The following is a 16,592-nucleotide window of genomic DNA, read 5'->3' as shown; positions in this document are numbered from 1 at the left end:
GTCGCCGGGTTAGCTTTTCTTATTTTAAGCCAGCCGAACATACATCTGATTTATAGCATGGACGATGCCGTAAAACAAATCGCCGCCCACCTTCCAGGTGGATTCACCTCAGGGGACGATATTTAGGGACCGGCCCGCGACGAAGGCGGTGATGTTCTCCAAGGTCACCCGTTTTACCCTCTCGACGGCCTCGACGCTATTGAAGGCCACGTGCGGGGTAAAAACGACGTTGCTGCGCGAGAGGACGTCGTCTCCCAGCATCAATTCCTGCAGCTCTCGCACGCGGTCGGCATCGTGGGCATCGTGCGCCGCCGCGTCGGACCGGAGGTGCTGGACGATATCGGCCGCGATGATACCTGAGACAGACTGGCGCATTACGCGCTCGTCCTGCAAGACATCCAGTCCCGCTGCGCCAACCTGGCCGGAGTCCAGTGCCTCCCGCAACGCATGGGTGTCGACCAGCGCTCCCCGGGCGGTATTCACGATCAGCACGCCCTCGCGGCACTTCGCCAGCGTCTCGCGATTCAGGATGTGGTAGGTGTCGGCGGACAGCGGGGCGTGGAGCGAGATGATGTGCGCCTCGCGCAGCAGCTCGTCGAGCGGCACGAAAGTGAAGTCCAGGGCCTGCTCCAAGCCCGCCGGATGGTCGATATCGTAGGCCAGCACGGTCATGTGAAACGCGTGCGCCAACTCGGCCACCCGCTGCCCGATCCGCCCCATGCCGATGACCCCGAGCGTCTTCCCCGCGAGGTCGAACCCGCGTTTCTCCGCGTAGGAGAATTTGCCGCCTTTCGGGATGAGCATCACCTCGCGCAAGCGACGGGAAAGCGCCAGGATGAGCGCAAAGGTGTGCTCCGCGACGGTGGTGAAACCGTAGTCGTTCACATTGGCCACCGCGATCTGGCGCTCCCGGCAGGTCGGCAGGTCGAGATGATCGATCGCTGTCGACCGCGTCGCGATGAAGCGCAGCCGCGGGTGCGCCGCGAGGAATTCCGACGTCACGCGGAAATTGATAAACACACTGAGCACCTCCACGTCCTCGCCGACCTCATCGAGCTGTGCGACGAAGCGGACATTGTGCGCGGCCAGCTGCCCGGCAAAGTACTCTTCTTCAGCGGACTCGGTTTCGACGAAGTAGATGATCACGTGGAAAGGATTCTCGTAGCGTGGCGGCAAGGAACCACACGCCCCTTGTTCAAGGCGATGCGGAAATTGCGCTTTCGCCGCCCGTCCCGCGAAAAATCCAGCACCTTGATTGGCTTGATTTACCTTGAGTCGCCTTGATTTCCTCTGAACCCCGAATCGCACCCTCTGTGGGCCGGGGTGCGATCGAAGGCCATGGCCCATTGCCTCACGCGCACCCTGTCGTCGGCCGCTTTTAAAAAAACTCCGACCTTAAATCGCCTTAAGGCACCTTAAGCCACCTTAATTCGGGCCGGATTTCCCGGCGGGCCACGGTTCGGCCGCCCAAGGTTCCCGCGCCCGAAAAAATCGGACCTTGACCCGCCTTGACCAGCCAAGGTGTCACTCGGTCCGGTCCCGGACCACCAAGGCACCAAGTCGCTCCCGATCAGTCTGTCAAAGAACACCACCCCATCTTGCCGCCGCCGCAGTCATCAAACTCCCTTCACCCCTCTCCCATTTCCAGCGCGCGAGTATTGCACATCGCCTCCAAAAAGTCAAGTAAAAAATGACTCAACTCTTGCTGCTGGCGTTCGCCATGCGGGAGCAGAAACCGATGATGCCGAATGCCAAAAGGACTTTGATCAGCAACTGCGCATCGTGACTCGCCCCGGCCAAACGGGCCAAAGCCAGCGTGCCATAGATGAACAGCAGCATGAACGCCAGCCACACGAGCGCCGACGGCCGGGCAAAGTTGATCGTCCACCCCAGACCACGAATCCGTTTCGGCACGATGATGCGTCGATCGTCCCGGCAAAAATAAAAGATGCCCCATTTCCAATTCGCGGGATCCGCGTGCAATTGATCTTGGGAAGGATGGTTCATAGGTGTTGCCGCTGCATGATTGAGGCCCGCCAGGCGGGCTGCACCGCAGCAGATATTCCAACAAGCTGGATCATGACCAAGAAATAGTTCGAGGGGGCGGGGCAAGGAACCACCCACGTCTTGTCCAACGCGATGCGGAAATTGCGCTTTCGCCAGTCGCGGGCTGACAAAGCGGGTGGCAGGTGCGATGCAATGACTACGCAACCCATGCCTGTGCCAATCGACCAGTCGCCCGCCGCGGTCCTTCCCCTCCCCGTGGACAAACCACGCCGGAGCTGGCTGCCGCGGGTCGCGAACCGGGAGGTGGAATTACCCGACCACGATCACGACCATGAGGGCGAGTGGCGGGTGCAATTGATCGCGAGCGGGTTGTGCGCCGTCTTCGGTATCGCCGGCTGGCTGGCGGCGCGCGGTGGTTTCCCGGCGCCGGCTCTCGTGGCGTTCGGCCTGGCCTATCTCGCGGGCGCCTGGTTCACCGCCCAGGAAGTTTGGGAAAAACTTCACCATCGCGAGGTCGACATTCATTTCCTCATGCTCGCTGTGGCGGGCGGCGCGGCGGCCATCGGCGCATGGAACGAAGGGGCGGTCCTGCTTTTCCTGTTTTCCTTCTCCGGCGCCTTGGAGCACTACGCCATGGAACGGACCCAAAACGAAATCCGCTCTCTCTTCAATGCCGCACCCAAAACGGCCACGGTGCTCGATGAAGCGGGCACGGAAACCGTTGTATCCGTGGCGGAGTTGCGCACGGGACAGCGGCTCCGCATCAAGCCCTCGGATCAATTCCCGGTCGATGCGGAAGTCGTCAAAGGCGAAACCGCCGCCGACGAATCGACGCTGACCGGGGAAGCGAAACCCGTGGACAAGGCGGTGGGCGATTCCGTGCTCGCGGGCACACTCAACCTTTGGGGCGTGGTCGAGACGGTGGTCAGCCGGCCCGCGCAGGAAAGCGCCCTGCAAAAGATCATCCAGCTCATTCAGAATGCCCAGCGCAACAAGGCACCCGCGCAGCGTTTCACCGATCGCTTCGGCACGCATTACACCTACGGCGTCCTTGCCCTGACGACGGTGATGTTCTTCGTCTGGTGGTTGCCGCTCCATCATCGCCCGTTCGTTTCCGTGCCGGGCGACGTGAGCGCCTTCTACCACGCGATGACCCTGCTGGTGGTCGCTTCGCCGTGCGCGCTGGTGCTCTCGATTCCCTCGGCGATTCTCGCGGCCATTGCGTGGGGCGCCCGTCGTGGCATCCTCTTTCGCGGCGGCGCGGCCGTGGAGCAACTCGCCGAGGTGAAGATCGTGGCCATGGACAAAACGGGCACGCTGACTTCCGGGGATTTGCGCGTGGAGAAGGTGGAGAGTTTCCCGCCCGGGCATGAAGAAGAAGTCGTGCGACTGGCCTGCGCGCTCGATCGTCACTCGAATCACCCGCTCGCCCGCGCCATCGTGCGTTATGCACGGCAACGCGGCATCGAGCCGATCGAGGTCACCGACTTCGCCCAGACTTCCGGCGCCGGCATCACGGCCCGGTGCAACGGCCGCGAATTGCGTCTCGGCCGGCGGGCGTGGGCGCAGGATACCAGCCACGCCGATTGCCTCGCCGTGACCCCGCCCCAGGACATCGGAGTCTCCGAAGTCTGGCTTTCGGCGGGAGATTTTTGCGGACGCCTGCTCTTGCGCGACGACCTGCGGCCGGAGGCGCGCGAACTGATCGATCAGTTGCGCCGGCGCGGCCTGCGCACCGTGGTGCTCACGGGTGACAACCAGGGCGCGGCCGATTTTCTGCGCACCGAGCTCGGTCTCGACGACGTGCGCGCCGGCCTCAAGCCTGAGCAAAAACTCGAGATCATCCAGTCATTCAACAAAAACGGCAGCCGCGCCGCGATGATTGGCGACGGCGTGAACGATGCGCCGAGCCTCGCCGCTGCCCACGTCGGCGTGGCCATGGGCGCGCGCGGCAGCGATGCCGCCCTGGAGCAGGCCGCGGTGGTGCTCATGAACGACCGCCTGGAAAACTTCCTCGCCGCCTATGAGCTCAGCCGTCGCGCGCGCACGATCATCCGGCAAAACCTCGCCCTTTCGCTGGGCGTCATTGTGGTGCTCGTCACGCTGGCACTCTTCCAAAAAATTCCCCTTACGCTGGGTGTGGTCGGTCATGAAGGCAGCACGCTCGTCGTCGTGCTCAACAGTCTGCGCCTGCTTTTCGGCCCGACTCCGGCATCTCCAGGGAAATAGTCGCGGCTCTTCGGCATTGCTCCCGCGGGCCGGTGGGATTAGCTGTGCCGGTATGAGTCAAGCCCAGCGATTGCTCCGCCGCGTGGCCGCTCGCATGGTGCTGGCCTCATTCGGCGGCGGGTTGCGGCGTGGCTTGATCGTGGGTGCCGTTCTTTTCCTGACCACAGTCCCCAATCCGGCCCCCAAATTTCTGGAACCACATCCCCGATGAATGACTTGAGATCAACCGGATTCCGCATCCTGTCAGCCCTCGTGTGTTGCGGATTGCTGGTGATCACGTTCGTGTGCCAGTCGGAAAATGGCATGGCGGGCTTTCCGGATGGGCATCTGACCGACTATGACAAAGCGATCGCCACGCCTTACCATTACCTGTGCATCGCGAGTCTGCTATTTTGCCTCTATTTTGCCTGGCTGGCGATTGTGAAAAGCCGGAAGACCGGCCTCCGTTTGATGCTCGGGTTTGCTGTTTATCTCCTGGTGATTGTGCTGCCGGCAGTGGCCCTGAAGTATTATTTTCTCCACTGGCTGCAGCTCGATAACGGGATCGGCGGGTAAGTCGTCCCGGACTCTTCGGCATTGCTCCTAGGGGCCGGTGGGATTAGCTGTGCGGATATGAGTCAAACCCAGCGATTGCTCCGCCGCGCGGCTGCGCGGATGATGCTGGCCTCATTCGGCGCTGGATTGCGGCTGGGCTTGATCGCGGGCGCAGTTCTTTTCCTGGCATATCTGGCGGTGGCGCGGCTGCTTGGGTTGGTGACGGATCACTTTGCGAGCTTGGTCCTTGCGGGTTTGGGGGGCGGGGCGTTGATGTTCGCGCTGTTGCTCATCCGCCGGCCGGCGGAGCAGCGGGTGGCGCGAATGGTGGATGCGCATGCGGGGACCAAGGAGCTGTTTCTTTCTGCGGTGCTCCAGGCGGATGGCGCGGGGGAATTTCTGCCGGTGGTCCAGGGGGAAGCCGAACAGCGCGCGCCGGAGATTGATCTGGCGCGGGTGCTGCCCTTTCGCTGGACGTCGGGGGCGCTGCAAATCGTCGTCGCGGGGTTGCTCGTGGCGGCGGCGTTGCGCTGGGTTCCGCATCTCGATCCCTTTCGGAAGGTGGAGCAGCGGCAGAAATCCGCGCAGCAACAACAGAAGCTGCAGGAGATTCGCAAGATCACGGCGTTGCGCGCCGAGACGCTCGCCGAGGAATCGCAGCGCCAGGCCGCGCAAATGCAGCAGGCGCTGGCCAAGCTGGACAAGACTTTCAAGGAAGCGCAACCGAAGGAGAAAGACAGCACGTTGAAACAACTCGGCGAGGAGCAGCGCGAACTCGGGGAGCTTTGGCGCAAGGTGAACAACGACCAGCTCAAGCAGGCGCTCGATAAATCGGCGCAGAGCTTCGGCCCGATGAATGCCAAGGAGCGCAATGAGTGGCGCGAGCAATTGCAGAAGGGTGACCTCTCCGGCATCAAGCAGGAACTGGGGGATTTGCGCAAGGAACTGGCGAAGATGGCGGCCATGCCGGATTCCGCGGAGAAGCGGGCCGCGCAGGAGCAGCTCGCCCATCGGCTCAGCCAGTTTGCCGAGGCGATGAAGAACATCGTGAAATCGCCCAATGTGGACGAGGCGCTGAGCCGCGCGCTGGCCCAGGTCGATGCGGCGAAGCTGAGCGAACTCGCGCAGGAAGCGACGGAGGATGCGATGAAGTCGCTCGAGCTCAGCAAGCAGGAACTCGAGCAGCTTGCGCAATCGATGAAGGACGGCAAATCGCTGGAAGAGGCGCTCAAGAGTTTGCAGATGGCGAAGAAGCTCGCCGCTGCCGGCAAGCTCGATGGCGCGGCCGGCAAGGATGGGGAGGGCAAGGAGGATTATGCGGCGCTCTTCGCGGCCAAGATGGCGGAGATGGAACTGCAGGAAGATCCGCAAGGCGAGGCCCGGGCGGGCAACGGTCCGGGTACGGGCAACGGGGCCAAGCGCCCGGAAGACGACTCGGTGACGACGGGCTTCAAGTCCGAGAAGTCGACGTCGATGTTGAGCAACGGCAAGATGCTGCTCGAATGGAAGTCGAAGGAAGTGGGCGAGACCGGGGAGCGCGCGGAGCAATTCCGCGAAGCCGTGCGCGGGGTGAAGCAGGGCGTGAGTGAGGCGTTGCAGGCCGAGCAGGTGCCGCCCGGCTATCACGACGCGATCAAGAAATACTTCGATACGCTGCCGGAGAAGAAATGAGGAATCGCCTCGCGTGGATCGCGCTCGGGGCCGTGCTGGTGCTCGGTGTCTGCGGGTGGTGGCGCGCGGCGCATCGCGGCACGCTGGTCGTCTACTGCGCGCACGACGCCATCTACGCGGAAAAGATCCTCCGTGATTTCGAAAAGCGCAGCGGCATTCCCGTGGCCATCCGTTTCGACACCGAAGCCACGAAATCGCTCGGGTTGACGGAATTGCTCATTCGCGAAAAGGACGCGCCGCGCTGCGATGTGTTTTGGAATAATGAATTGCTCGGCATGCTCGACCTGCAGGAGCGCGGGATTCTGCAGCCGTATCAGGGTCCCGGTTACGCGCGCATTCCCGCGGCGTTCAAGGCGTCCGACGGAAGCTGGACGGGATTCGCCGCGCGGTTGCGCCTGGTAATTTTCAACACCGCGAAGATCGGCACGACCCCGCCGAATATCACCGGCCTGTTGCCGGGCAGCGATCTTTCGCACGTCGCCATCGCGAAGCCGCTCTACGGGACGACGCTCACGCATTACACGCTGCTCTGGCACTTGTGGGGTGGGGACAAGCTCAAGGCCTGGCATGCCGACTGGCGGCGTTGCGGTGTGAAGGAATTGAATGGCAACGCCGCGGTGAAGGACGCCGTGGCCGATGGCGTGTGCTTCGCGGGATTCTCGGACACGGACGATTTTTTCGAGGCGAAGGATGACGGGCATCCCGTGGCGATGACCCCGGTAAGATTAGACAACGGGAAGACGATTTGCATTCCCAACACTGTCGCCATCATTCGCGGGGCGAAGCACACCCGCGCGGCGCGTGAGCTCGTGGATTTTCTCTTGAGCGAGGAAACGGAACTGGCGCTCGCCGCGTCGAAATCGCGGCAGATCCCGCTCGGTCTGGTGCCAGCGGATCGGCTCTCCGCCGAGGTGCGGGAACTGGCGCAATGGGCGCGCGACGGAGAAGACCTCACGGCACTCGGGGCGGCGCGCGCGGAATGCCTCGCGTGGTTGAAATCGCAATACGCACCATGAACAGCATCGGCGCACAAACAGCCATGGCCTTGGGGCGCGCCCTGCTCATCGCCTTGCTGGCCATCGCCGTCTCCGCGCCACTGGGCCGCTGGCTGGCCGCACAACAGGGACGCGCCAAACTGCTCGCGTGGATTCTCCTCCTCGCTCCTTTCTTCACTCCGCCGCTCCTCGTCAGCTACGCCTTGGTGAAATTCTCCATGACGTTGATCGTTTCCGCGTGGGGTCACGAGGCGCTCTACATCGGCGTGCTGGCGTTGAAACTGATTCCCGTGGCGGTGGTGTTGCGCGTGCTGCTCCCGCCGCCGCTTTCCGCGGAAGCGCGGCACGCCTTCCGGATGCACGCTCCTGCTGGCTGGTGGCCTCGCGTTCGATTTCACCTGCGCGCCGCCGGGCACGGTCCGTGGATTACCGGCGGCCTCGTTTTCCTCCTCGCCTTCGCGGATTTCGAGCTGGCTTCGTTGTGGAGTGTGAAGACATGGACGATGGCGGTCTTCGATGCGCAGGTCGGCGGCTCTGCCCTCGGCGCCACCTTGCGTCTCGCCGCATGGCCGCTCGCCGTGCAGCTCGGCGTGCTCGCCGCCATCGCTCTGGCCAAACGCGATCTGCCCAGCGCCACGCATGAAACAGCTTCGCGCGGTGGAGCGGGGCCGTGGTGTTACCTCGCGATAGCAGCCTCGGCCGTCTGCATCGTGCCGCTGGTGATCGTGGCCGGGCAGGCCGTTGCGGGTATTCCAAGCTTGACCGAAAATTTCGTCCTGGGCGGCGAGTTGGGTGCCAGCGTCGCCTTCGCGCTGGTGGCTGCGGGAGCGGCGACCGGCATCGCTACCTTGGCCCGCAAGTCTCCGGCGCTCGCGCTCCTCCTCGTTATTCCCGGATTGCTGGGCGCGCTGATCGTCTCCTTGCTGCTGCTCGCACTTTTCCAGGTGCCGCTGTGGCGCGCCTTTTACGATACTCCTCTTCCGCTGGGCCTCGCGCTCATCCTTCTCCTGCTGCCGCTGGCGCTGCTGCTCGGCGCGCTGTGGTTGCGACCGACTCCCGCCGCGCACATTGCCCGGCAAATGGGCAGCCGCCGGCTGATCTGGGACTTGGACACGCGGCCTCGCGTCATCGCGGCCGGGATCCTGTTTTGCTGGGCTTACTTCGACTTCACGGCCTCCTCCATCCTTGCGCCCACGGGCTTCACGCCGGTCTTTGTCCGCTTGCATAATCTCGCACACTATGGCCAGACAGCGGTGCTTTCCGCGATGATGCTCGCGGCTTTCGCCACGCCGATTTTCGTTCTGCTGTTGACCGGTACGGCATGGCGCCTCTATGCACGCGGGCATGGCCGCTGATCCCCTCTGGCAACTCGATGCCGTCTCGCTCGATCCGGCGCGACTGCGCGAGGTTTCGGTAGCCATCCCGGCGGGTGTCACGGCCGTCATCGGCTGGTCGGGAGCAGGCAAGACTTCGCTGCTCAATCTGTTCGCCGGCTTCGAGCGTCCGGATCGCGGCGCGATTCACGGCGCGCCGCGCGTGGCGTGGGTTCCGCAGAATGGCGGCCTGTGGCCACATTGCACTGGGCTGGAACATTTGGAAATCGCCTGCGGCTCGCGCGATGGCATCGAGACATTGCTCGCGGCCTTCGACCTCGCGGAGAAGCAAGCCGCCCGCCCGCCCCAGCTTTCGCAGGGTGAACAGTCGCGCCTCGCGGTCGCCCGCGCGCTGGCCACGAAAGCGGATGTCCTCGTGATGGACGAACCGCTGGCGCACGTCGATCCGGCACGCGCCGGCAATTACTGGCGCGTGATCCGCGAGCACCTGGCCAGGACCGGCGCCTCGCTCGTCTTCTCCACGCACACGCCCGAGTCCGCCGTCGGCGAGGCGCAACACGCGCTCTGCCTGCGCGCCGGGCGCGTCCTGCAGGCCGGACCGGTGGCGGCGCTCTACGCGGAACCGCCCGATGAAGAATTGATGGGCTACCTCGGCGCGGGCAATTGGTTCACCCCCACGGAGGCCCGCCGCTGGCTGCGGCTCCAACTCGCCACGCCGCGCTGCCTGCGGCCCGAGCAACTCGCCGTCGCTCCCGCGGACGCCGGGGCGTTGCGGGTGGAAGCTTCCCATTTTCGCGGGGCGTGCGCCGAGATCGAATTGCGGCATGTGCCCAGCAATGCCACGCGCACTTTCTTTCATCGCCCCGCGCGCGATGAACTCCGCCCCGGCAAATTCGTGCAACTCACCGCGCTGCTCTGTTTTGCGTTGCTCTTTTTCCTCACCGGCTGCCAGCGCCACGCCTCGACCGCCGCGCTGACCCCGCGTGCATGGCGCACCTGGCAGCTCCCGCCGGAAGGCGCGTCCATTCCGACTCCGCGCAGCCTCGCCATCGGCCTCGGCGATGAAATCGCCACGCTCGACACCGCGGGCCGTGTGCTCATTTACAACGCCGACGGCGCGCTCCTGCGGCAGTGGCACATGCTCGACGTAAAGGTGGGCAAACCCGAAGGCATCGTCGTGCTGCACGACGGCCGGATCGTGGTCTGCGATACGCATTATCATCGCGTGGTGTGGTTCGACCGCGACGGCAATTGGCTGAAAAATATCGGCCAGCAGGGAAAGGAAAACGGCGAGTTCATTTACCCGGTGGGTATTTGCAAGGACACCGCGGAGAACCTCTACGTGTGCGAATACGGCGGGCATGACCGGATCCAGAAATTTTCGCGGGAGGGCCAGTGGCTGGCGAGCTTTGGCAGCTTCGGCACCGGGCCGGGACAATTTCAGCGGCCCTCCGGACTCACGTGGCTCGCGGGCAAGGTCTACATCACCGACGCGGTGAACAACCGCGTGCTTATCTTCACCGACGCGGGCGAGTACCTCGGCGTGCTCGGCACCCCTGGCCAGCCGCCCCTCGACTTCAATCTCCCCTACGACATCGCCGCCGGCGGTGACGGCGCGCTGTACGTCATCGAATATGGCAGCGGGCGACTGACCAAGGTGAGCACCGAAGGCCAGCTGCTCGGGCGATTCGGTCACACCGGCAGCGGGGACGGCGAATTCTCCACGCCGTGGGGATTGGCCATCGATTCCCGCCTGCGCCTGCGCATCGCCGATACCAAGAACCGGCGCCTCGTCTCGTTGCAGCTATGAACCCGCTGCGCGCCTTGTTTCCCCGGGCCCGGCGGCCGTTCACGTTCGTTGCGCTTCTGCCTCTCTTGATCTTTCTTGCGTTGTTCGGTGCGGGTTGTGTCTTCGCGGAATGGCGCGGACTGCTGCGGTTTTCGTATCGTCCGGCCTTCGCGCTCACCGCTGTCCTGCCGTGGGTGTGGTGGCTGCATCACGCGGGCGGCTCCGGGCTTTCGCGCGGGCGGGCGCTCGTGGCGCTGTTCACGCGCTTCATCATGATCGCCGCGTTCATTCTGCTGCTCACGGAGCCGCGCGCCGTGCGCCGCAGCGATGTGCTTTCCGTGGTCTATGCGCTCGATGTTTCCGACTCCATGGGCGCCAAGGTGCGCGACCAGGCCCTCGGATGGATCATGCAAACGGCCACGTCCAAGCCGCAGAAGGACGAGGCCGGTCTCGTGGTCTTCGGCCGGGACGCGGCCGTGGAATTGCCGCCGCGCGCCAGCTTCCCGTTCGAGGCGATCAACTCGCGCGTCGCCAAGGACGGCACCGATCTCGGCCAGGCTCTCAGCCTCGCCGCTGCCATGTTGCCCGAGGAAAACCAGGGCCGCATCGTCCTCATCACCGACGGCAACGAAACCGAAGGCAGCGCGCTGGCCAAGGTCGATGAATTGAAAGCGCGCGGCGTGGCGGTGGACGTCCTGCCCGTGAGCTTTTCCTACGACAAGGAAGTGTGGCTCGAGCGCCTCGATCTCCCGCGCGTCGTGAAAGCGGGCGAAACGTACGAGGCCACCGTGCTGCTCAATTCGCTCGCGCCCGGCCATGGCACCTTGCGGCTGCGGGAGAATGGCAAACAAATCTTCGAGAAGGAAGTCACCTACACGGCGGGCAAGAACCGCTTCACCCTCCCGCTCTATCTCCGCGAACCGGGCTACTACGAATACGCGGCCACGATCGAGGTTGCCGCCGGCGAGGACGGCTGGTCCGAGAACAACGTCGCCATCGCCGATCTCTACCTGCGCGGCGCCGGCCAGGTGCTGCTGCTGACCGATACACGCGCCGATACGCGCGATTGGGAGCCGCTCGTCGCGGCGCTCAAGGCCAGCGAACGCGTCGTCCAGGTGCGCATGGCCTACGAAGTCCCGCGCGAAGCCACGGCGCTGTTGCCTTACGATCTCATCATCCTCGCGAATGCGCCCGCCGATGCCTTTGATCCGCCGCAACTCCAGGCCCTGCGCGACTCGGTCTATCATCACGGCACCGGCTTCATCATGCTTGGTGGCCCGCAAACCTTTGGGCCCGGCGGTTATCACCGCACCCCGATCGAGGAAGCGCTGCCCGTGGAAATGGACGTGAAGCAAAAGAAGGTGCTGCCCAAGGGCGCACTCGCGATCATCCTGCACACTTGCGAATTCGCGGAGGGCAACACCTGGGCCAAGCGCATCGCCAAGGAGGCGATCCGCGTGCTCGGCGCGCAGGATGAAGTGGGGCTCATCGACTATGACTGGGCCGGCGCGAAAAGCGGCTACCAATGGGTCTTCCCGCTGACGCCCGCCGCGCAGTACGACAAGCTCGTCCCGCTCATCAACGCCGCCGAGCCCGGCGACATGCCCGATTTTCACAGCCCCATGCAGCTCGCGCTCGCCGGCCTGCAACAGAGCGACGCGGCGCTAAAGCACCTCATCGTCATCAGCGACGGCGATCCATCCCCGCCGACGCCCGCGCTCGTCCAGCAGTTCGTGGACGCCAAGGTCAGCGTCACGATGATCGCGATCAATCCGCACGGTGGTCGCGACATCTCCATCATGCAGGCCATCTCGCAGCAGACCGGCGGCCGCTATTATTTTCCGGAAGATCCCGCCGCGCTCCCGAGCATCTTCATCAAGGAAGCGAAAACGCTGAAGCGCTCGATGCTGCAAAACAAAACATTCACGCCCGTCGTGGAGTTTCCTTCGCCCGTCCTCAAGGGCATCGAGCAAGTGCCGCCCTTGCGCGGCTACGTCCTCACCACGGCCAAGCCGCGCGCCAGCACCATCCTGCGCGTGCCACCGGACAAAGACGCGCCCGACCAGCTCGACCCGCTGCTCGCCACGTGGCGCTTCGGCCTCGGCAGCACCGCGGCGTGGACTAGCGACCTTGGCGCCTCGTGGGCGCAGGACTGGCTGGGTTGGGATAAGTATCGCGCTTTCGTGAAGCAGCTCGCGCAGGAAGTCTCGCGCGTCGAGCAGGCGAATGACTTGCGGCTCAATACCTTCGCCGCCGGTAACAACGGCGTCGTTTCCGTCGAGGACTTCGCCAAGGACGACGCGTTCCTCGAGATCGCCGCGCGCGTCACCGGGCCACGCGGCGATACCATCGATCTGCCGTTGCGCCAGACCGGCTCGCGCCGTTACCAGGCGCAATTTCCGCTCTCCGGCAAAGGTCGCTACCAGGTTTCCGTCGCTGCTGCCGGACGCCCTGGCAAGGAAAACGGGCCCGAACAGCTTTTCGGGGGTTTCGCCGTTCCTTACTCTCCCGAGTACCTCAACTTTCGGAGCAATCCGCGGTTGCTCCAGCAGATCGCCGCGCGCACCGGCGGACGCGTCCTGGATGGAAGCAACGCGGATATCTATCATCCCGCGCGTCAGTCCCACGAAAGCTCCCGACCAGTCTTTGACTGGCTCCTTCTCTTTCTCGCCTGCCTGCTGCCGATCGATGTTGCCGTGCGCCGGGTCCAACTCGACTGGAGCGTCATCCGCGGCTGGTTCACCTTTGGCAAGAAGGCCGAAGAATCCACCACGACCATGGGTGCCCTGCTGGGTCGAAAACGCCGCGTCGAGGCCGCGATCAAACCCCCGTCCGAGGGTCTTCAGAAACCCCGCTTCAAACCTGCGATCAAACCCGCGCCACCCGCTGCGCCGAAGTCTGCGGCGCCCATTCCCAGCGATTCCGCCGAATCCATTTCCACCACCGAGCGTCTCCTCGCTCGCAAACGCAAACGCGACCAAGACCAGAAATAAACCGCCATGGAACCCTGGAAAATCCAAGCTCTCCTCGCCGCGCTCTTCGCCGGCCTCACCTCGATCCTCGCCAAGAGCGGCATGAAGACGCTGGGCCCCGATGTCAGCCTCGCGTTGCGCACCAGCGTCGTTTTCGCCCTCGTCGTCGCGAATGCGTTTGTGTGGACCTCCGGACGTCCCATGGAAGCCCTCGCCGCGGCGCGCCCGCGTGATCTGCTGCTGCTCGCGCTCAGTGGCCTCACCACTTCGCTCTCGTGGATTTTTTACTACCGGGCGATGAAGACCGGCACGGTTTCCTTCGTCGCTCTCGTCGACAAAGGCAGCATCATCATCACGCTGCTGCTGGCCTTTTTGCTCCTCCACGAGCCTTTCACGCGGAAGACCGCCTGTGGCGGAAGTCTCATCCTCGTTGGCATCGCCGTGCTCACATGGAAGTAGTAACTATTTAGCAAATACGACAGTTACCCGCCGGCTACTTCCAACATGCTGCCGGTCTGAGATGGGGTCTGATTCATGACAAACCGGTTCCAGGAAAAGCCGAATGGAAATCGAAAACCCGATTTCGGATGCGCCCAAAGATGGTATTCATTCGTGGTGTTGATCAGTCGGCTTTCGGCGGGAAATAATTCCACGGCCTCGTGCTCCGGTCCGATCAATTCGCTTTTGATCTGCTGCATATGATTCCAATCCGTGCACGGCCTTCGATCATGACGGCGGATGCAAGCATGGATCAGTGGCGAAGTCATTTCGATCACCACGAGGTAAATGTTATTTCGATAGGTGATCCAGGAGGCCGATTCCCGGACCCTTTCCTCGATCCAGGATAACTTCTCGTGCAATGTCGGTGTCCGCCCGCCGAATACGTTTTGAAAATATTCGGCCGACTGGGCGAGGAGGGTGCCTCGCTGTTCCATCGCGGTGGTGGCGTCGCGCTGTACTCGTTGGAATGGCTCCATGGCGGGCTCTTCCGCGGCGGAGGCCATGTGGCGTGGGGGTAACTCGGCGAGAATCATACGCGTGGTTGGTTGCCCAGCATTGAGTATTAATTTGCCCGTCTCCGCAAAAGACACCGCTTGTAGTGTAAATATCGACATTCCAGATTCGACGAATGACGAGAGTTCTGGAATGGTGCGCACCACCATGAGCGACCCCACTCAACTTCAGGCCGAGGCCCAGCAATTCCGGACGGATTTCCAGAAACTGCGGGAGGCCGTCGGCACGGTCATCGTCGGCCAGCAGCGCGTGGTGGAGGGCGTTCTCACGGCGGTCGTCGCGGGCGGCAATGTGCTGCTCGAAGGCGTCCCGGGACTCGGCAAGACGGAACTGGTGAAGACGCTCTCCCGCGCGCTGACGCTGGATTTCCGCCGCATCCAGTTCACGCCCGACCTGATGCCGGCCGACATCGTGGGAACGAACGTCATGACCGCGGGACCGGATGGGCGCTACAACTTCGAGTTCCGTCGCGGCCCGATATTCACCCAGCTCCTGCTCGCCGATGAAATCAATCGCGCGACCCCGAAGACGCAAAGCGCGCTACTCGAGACGATGCAGGAAGGGAGCGTCACCGCCGCGGGCACGACGTATGTGTTGCAGCAGCCCTTCTTCGTGCTTGCGACGCAGAATCCACTCGAGCAGGAGGGCACGTATCCGCTGCCCGAGGCGCAGTTGGATCGCTTCATGTTCAAGCTTAACGTGCCCTTCTTAAATCGCGCGGAGCTCAATGAAATGGTCCGCCGCACCACGCTCGGTGGCGGCGCCGATGTGCCGAAGATCATGGACGGCGCCCGCATCCTCGCGCTCCGCGCCATTCTGGAAAAAGTCGTGGTCGCCGATCCGATCCGCGACTACGCCGTGCGCCTCGTGCTCTGCACGCATCCCGAGGCCGTGGAATCCGGCGATGACGTCAAGCGCTTCGTCAAATGGGGCGCGAGCCCGCGCGCCGTGCAGGCCCTCATCCGCGCCGCCCGCGAGCGGGCGCTCGCCGAAGGCCGCGCGCACGTGGCGTTCGAGGACGTGCGGCATTTCGTGCCTGAGGTGCTGGGGCATCGCGTGCTGCTGAACTATGACGGCCTCGCCGAAAACCTCAGCGTACCAGCCCTCGTCGTCGACGCGGGCAAAGCGGTGCCGGAGGAAGCGGTCGCATGACAGTCCCCGCGCCGCAACTGACCACGCTGCTCTCGAACCGCGACCTCGACCGGCTCGCGCGGTTGCGGCTCAAGGTCTCGCGACGCTTCACCAATCGCGGGCGCGGCGAGCATCTCGGCGTGAAAGGCGGCACGAGCACGGAGTTCTGCGACTATCGCGATTACACGGCTGGCGACGACGTGCGTTTTGTGGACTGGAACATTTTCGCGCGCATCCAGCGGCCGTATCTCAAGCAATTCCACCAGGAGGAAGAACTGCACGTCGCGGTGCTCATCGACGCCTCGCGCTCGATGCTCTTCGAGGAGAAGTTTGCCCTCGCGCAGCGGCTCGCCGCGGCGCTCGGCGTGCTGGTGCTGCGCGGCGGTGAAAAAGTCAGCGCCTATGCGCTCGGCACCGCGGGGCCGTCGCTGCGGCTTCGCCCCACGCGCGGACGCAGCGCCCAAGGCAAGCTCTTCGCCTTTCTGGAAAATATCGAGGGCGGTGGCGATACGCCGGTGGAGCAGGGGATCGCGGGCTTTCTCCGCCAGCACAGCGGGCGCGGTGTCGCCGTGGTGATCAGTGATTTTCTGACCGACGGCGACCTGCGGCGTTCCTTCAATCTCCTGCATAATGCGGGCCTTGAGATTTGCGCCGTGCAAATCCTCGGCCCATCGGAGCTCGCTCCCGAAATCGCCGGCGACCTGCGTTTCGTCGACAGCGAGACCGCGGCGAATCTCGACATTTCCGCCGCGGGCGACCTGCTCTCGCTCTATCACGAATACCGTCTCGCGCACGAGGCGCAGCTCACCGCACTCTGCCAGCAGCGCTCGGGGAAATTCCTGTCGATCTCCAGCGCCGAGCCCTTCGAGCGCGTGGTCTTCGACATCATGCGCCGCCGCGGCTGGATCGTGTAGCG

13 protein-coding genes are annotated in these 16,592 nt (G+C 63.8%); 10 read left to right on the top strand and 3 right to left on the bottom strand.

From position 1 onward, the window contains the following. Positions 1-108: 108 nt before the first annotated feature. Positions 109-1,146, bottom strand: coding sequence for an NAD(P)-dependent oxidoreductase (locus ABJF10_RS00835; RefSeq protein ID WP_348542609.1), 1,038 nt, complete (start codon positions 1,144-1,146; stop codon positions 109-111). Between the two features lie 549 nt (positions 1,147-1,695). Then, positions 1,696-2,007, bottom strand: a complete 312-nt coding sequence (locus ABJF10_RS00830; protein WP_348542608.1) for a DUF5808 domain-containing protein — start codon at positions 2,005-2,007, stop codon at positions 1,696-1,698. Positions 2,008-2,214: 207 nt separating this feature from the next. On the opposite strand from ABJF10_RS00830, the gene ABJF10_RS00825 reads away from it, so the two are divergent. The 8 genes from ABJF10_RS00825 (at position 2,215) to ABJF10_RS00790 (ending at position 13,990) form a co-directional block, all read left to right on the top strand. After that, the gene (locus ABJF10_RS00825; RefSeq protein WP_348542607.1) at positions 2,215-4,236 is read left to right on the top strand and encodes a cation-translocating P-type ATPase; all 2,022 of its coding nucleotides are present in this window, start codon (positions 2,215-2,217) and stop codon (positions 4,234-4,236) included. 207 nt (positions 4,237-4,443) lie between these two features. Then, the gene (locus ABJF10_RS00820; RefSeq protein ID WP_348542606.1) at positions 4,444-4,791 is read left to right on the top strand and encodes a hypothetical protein; all 348 of its coding nucleotides are present in this window, start codon (positions 4,444-4,446) and stop codon (positions 4,789-4,791) included. A gap of 57 nt (positions 4,792-4,848) precedes the next feature. Further along, complete coding sequence (locus ABJF10_RS00815; protein ID WP_348542605.1) at positions 4,849-6,441, top strand: hypothetical protein; 1,593 nt, start codon at positions 4,849-4,851, stop codon at positions 6,439-6,441. Further along, entirely contained in the window at positions 6,438-7,457 is a 1,020-nt protein-coding gene (locus ABJF10_RS00810) for an extracellular solute-binding protein (protein ID WP_348542604.1), read from the top strand. The genes ABJF10_RS00815 and ABJF10_RS00810 overlap by 4 nt, the downstream gene beginning before the upstream one ends. Beyond that, a complete protein-coding gene (locus tag ABJF10_RS00805; protein WP_348542603.1) occupies positions 7,454-8,791 on the top strand; it encodes a hypothetical protein in 1,338 nt (445 codons plus the stop codon). The genes ABJF10_RS00810 and ABJF10_RS00805 overlap by 4 nt, the downstream gene beginning before the upstream one ends. Next, positions 8,781-10,580 (top strand): ATP-binding cassette domain-containing protein, encoded by a 1,800-nt coding sequence (locus tag ABJF10_RS00800; protein WP_348542602.1) that lies wholly within the window; start codon positions 8,781-8,783, stop codon positions 10,578-10,580. Before ABJF10_RS00805 ends, ABJF10_RS00800 begins: the two co-directional genes overlap by 11 nt. Beyond that, positions 10,577-13,552, top strand: a complete 2,976-nt coding sequence (locus tag ABJF10_RS00795; RefSeq protein WP_348542601.1) for a VWA domain-containing protein — start codon at positions 10,577-10,579, stop codon at positions 13,550-13,552. The genes ABJF10_RS00800 and ABJF10_RS00795 overlap by 4 nt, the downstream gene beginning before the upstream one ends. A 6-nt stretch (positions 13,553-13,558) precedes the next feature. Then, a complete protein-coding gene (locus tag ABJF10_RS00790; RefSeq protein WP_348542600.1) occupies positions 13,559-13,990 on the top strand; it encodes an EamA family transporter in 432 nt (143 codons plus the stop codon). 23 nt (positions 13,991-14,013) lie between these two features. Here the strand turns inward: ABJF10_RS00790 and ABJF10_RS00785 are convergent, their stop codons facing one another. After that, complete coding sequence (locus ABJF10_RS00785) at positions 14,014-14,694, bottom strand: hypothetical protein (protein WP_348542599.1); 681 nt, start codon at positions 14,692-14,694, stop codon at positions 14,014-14,016. Between ABJF10_RS00785 and ABJF10_RS00780 the strand changes: the two genes are divergently transcribed. Both ABJF10_RS00780 and ABJF10_RS00775 read left to right on the top strand, forming a co-directional pair. Continuing rightward, positions 14,693-15,697, top strand: coding sequence for a MoxR family ATPase (locus tag ABJF10_RS00780; RefSeq protein ID WP_348542598.1), 1,005 nt, complete (start codon positions 14,693-14,695; stop codon positions 15,695-15,697). The two genes, ABJF10_RS00785 and ABJF10_RS00780, sit on opposite strands and share 2 nt — an antisense overlap. Continuing rightward, positions 15,694-16,590: a DUF58 domain-containing protein gene (locus tag ABJF10_RS00775; protein ID WP_348542597.1), complete on the top strand. Its 897-nt coding sequence runs from the start codon at positions 15,694-15,696 to the stop codon at positions 16,588-16,590. Before ABJF10_RS00780 ends, ABJF10_RS00775 begins: the two co-directional genes overlap by 4 nt. Positions 16,591-16,592 lie beyond the last annotated feature (2 nt).

The sequence above is a fragment of the Chthoniobacter sp. genome (assembly GCF_040003245.1).
GTDB lineage: Bacteria > Verrucomicrobiota > Verrucomicrobiia > Chthoniobacterales > Chthoniobacteraceae > Chthoniobacter.
The sequence above is the reverse complement of the archived record's forward strand: the minus strand, read 5'-3'. Positions and strand labels throughout refer to the sequence as shown.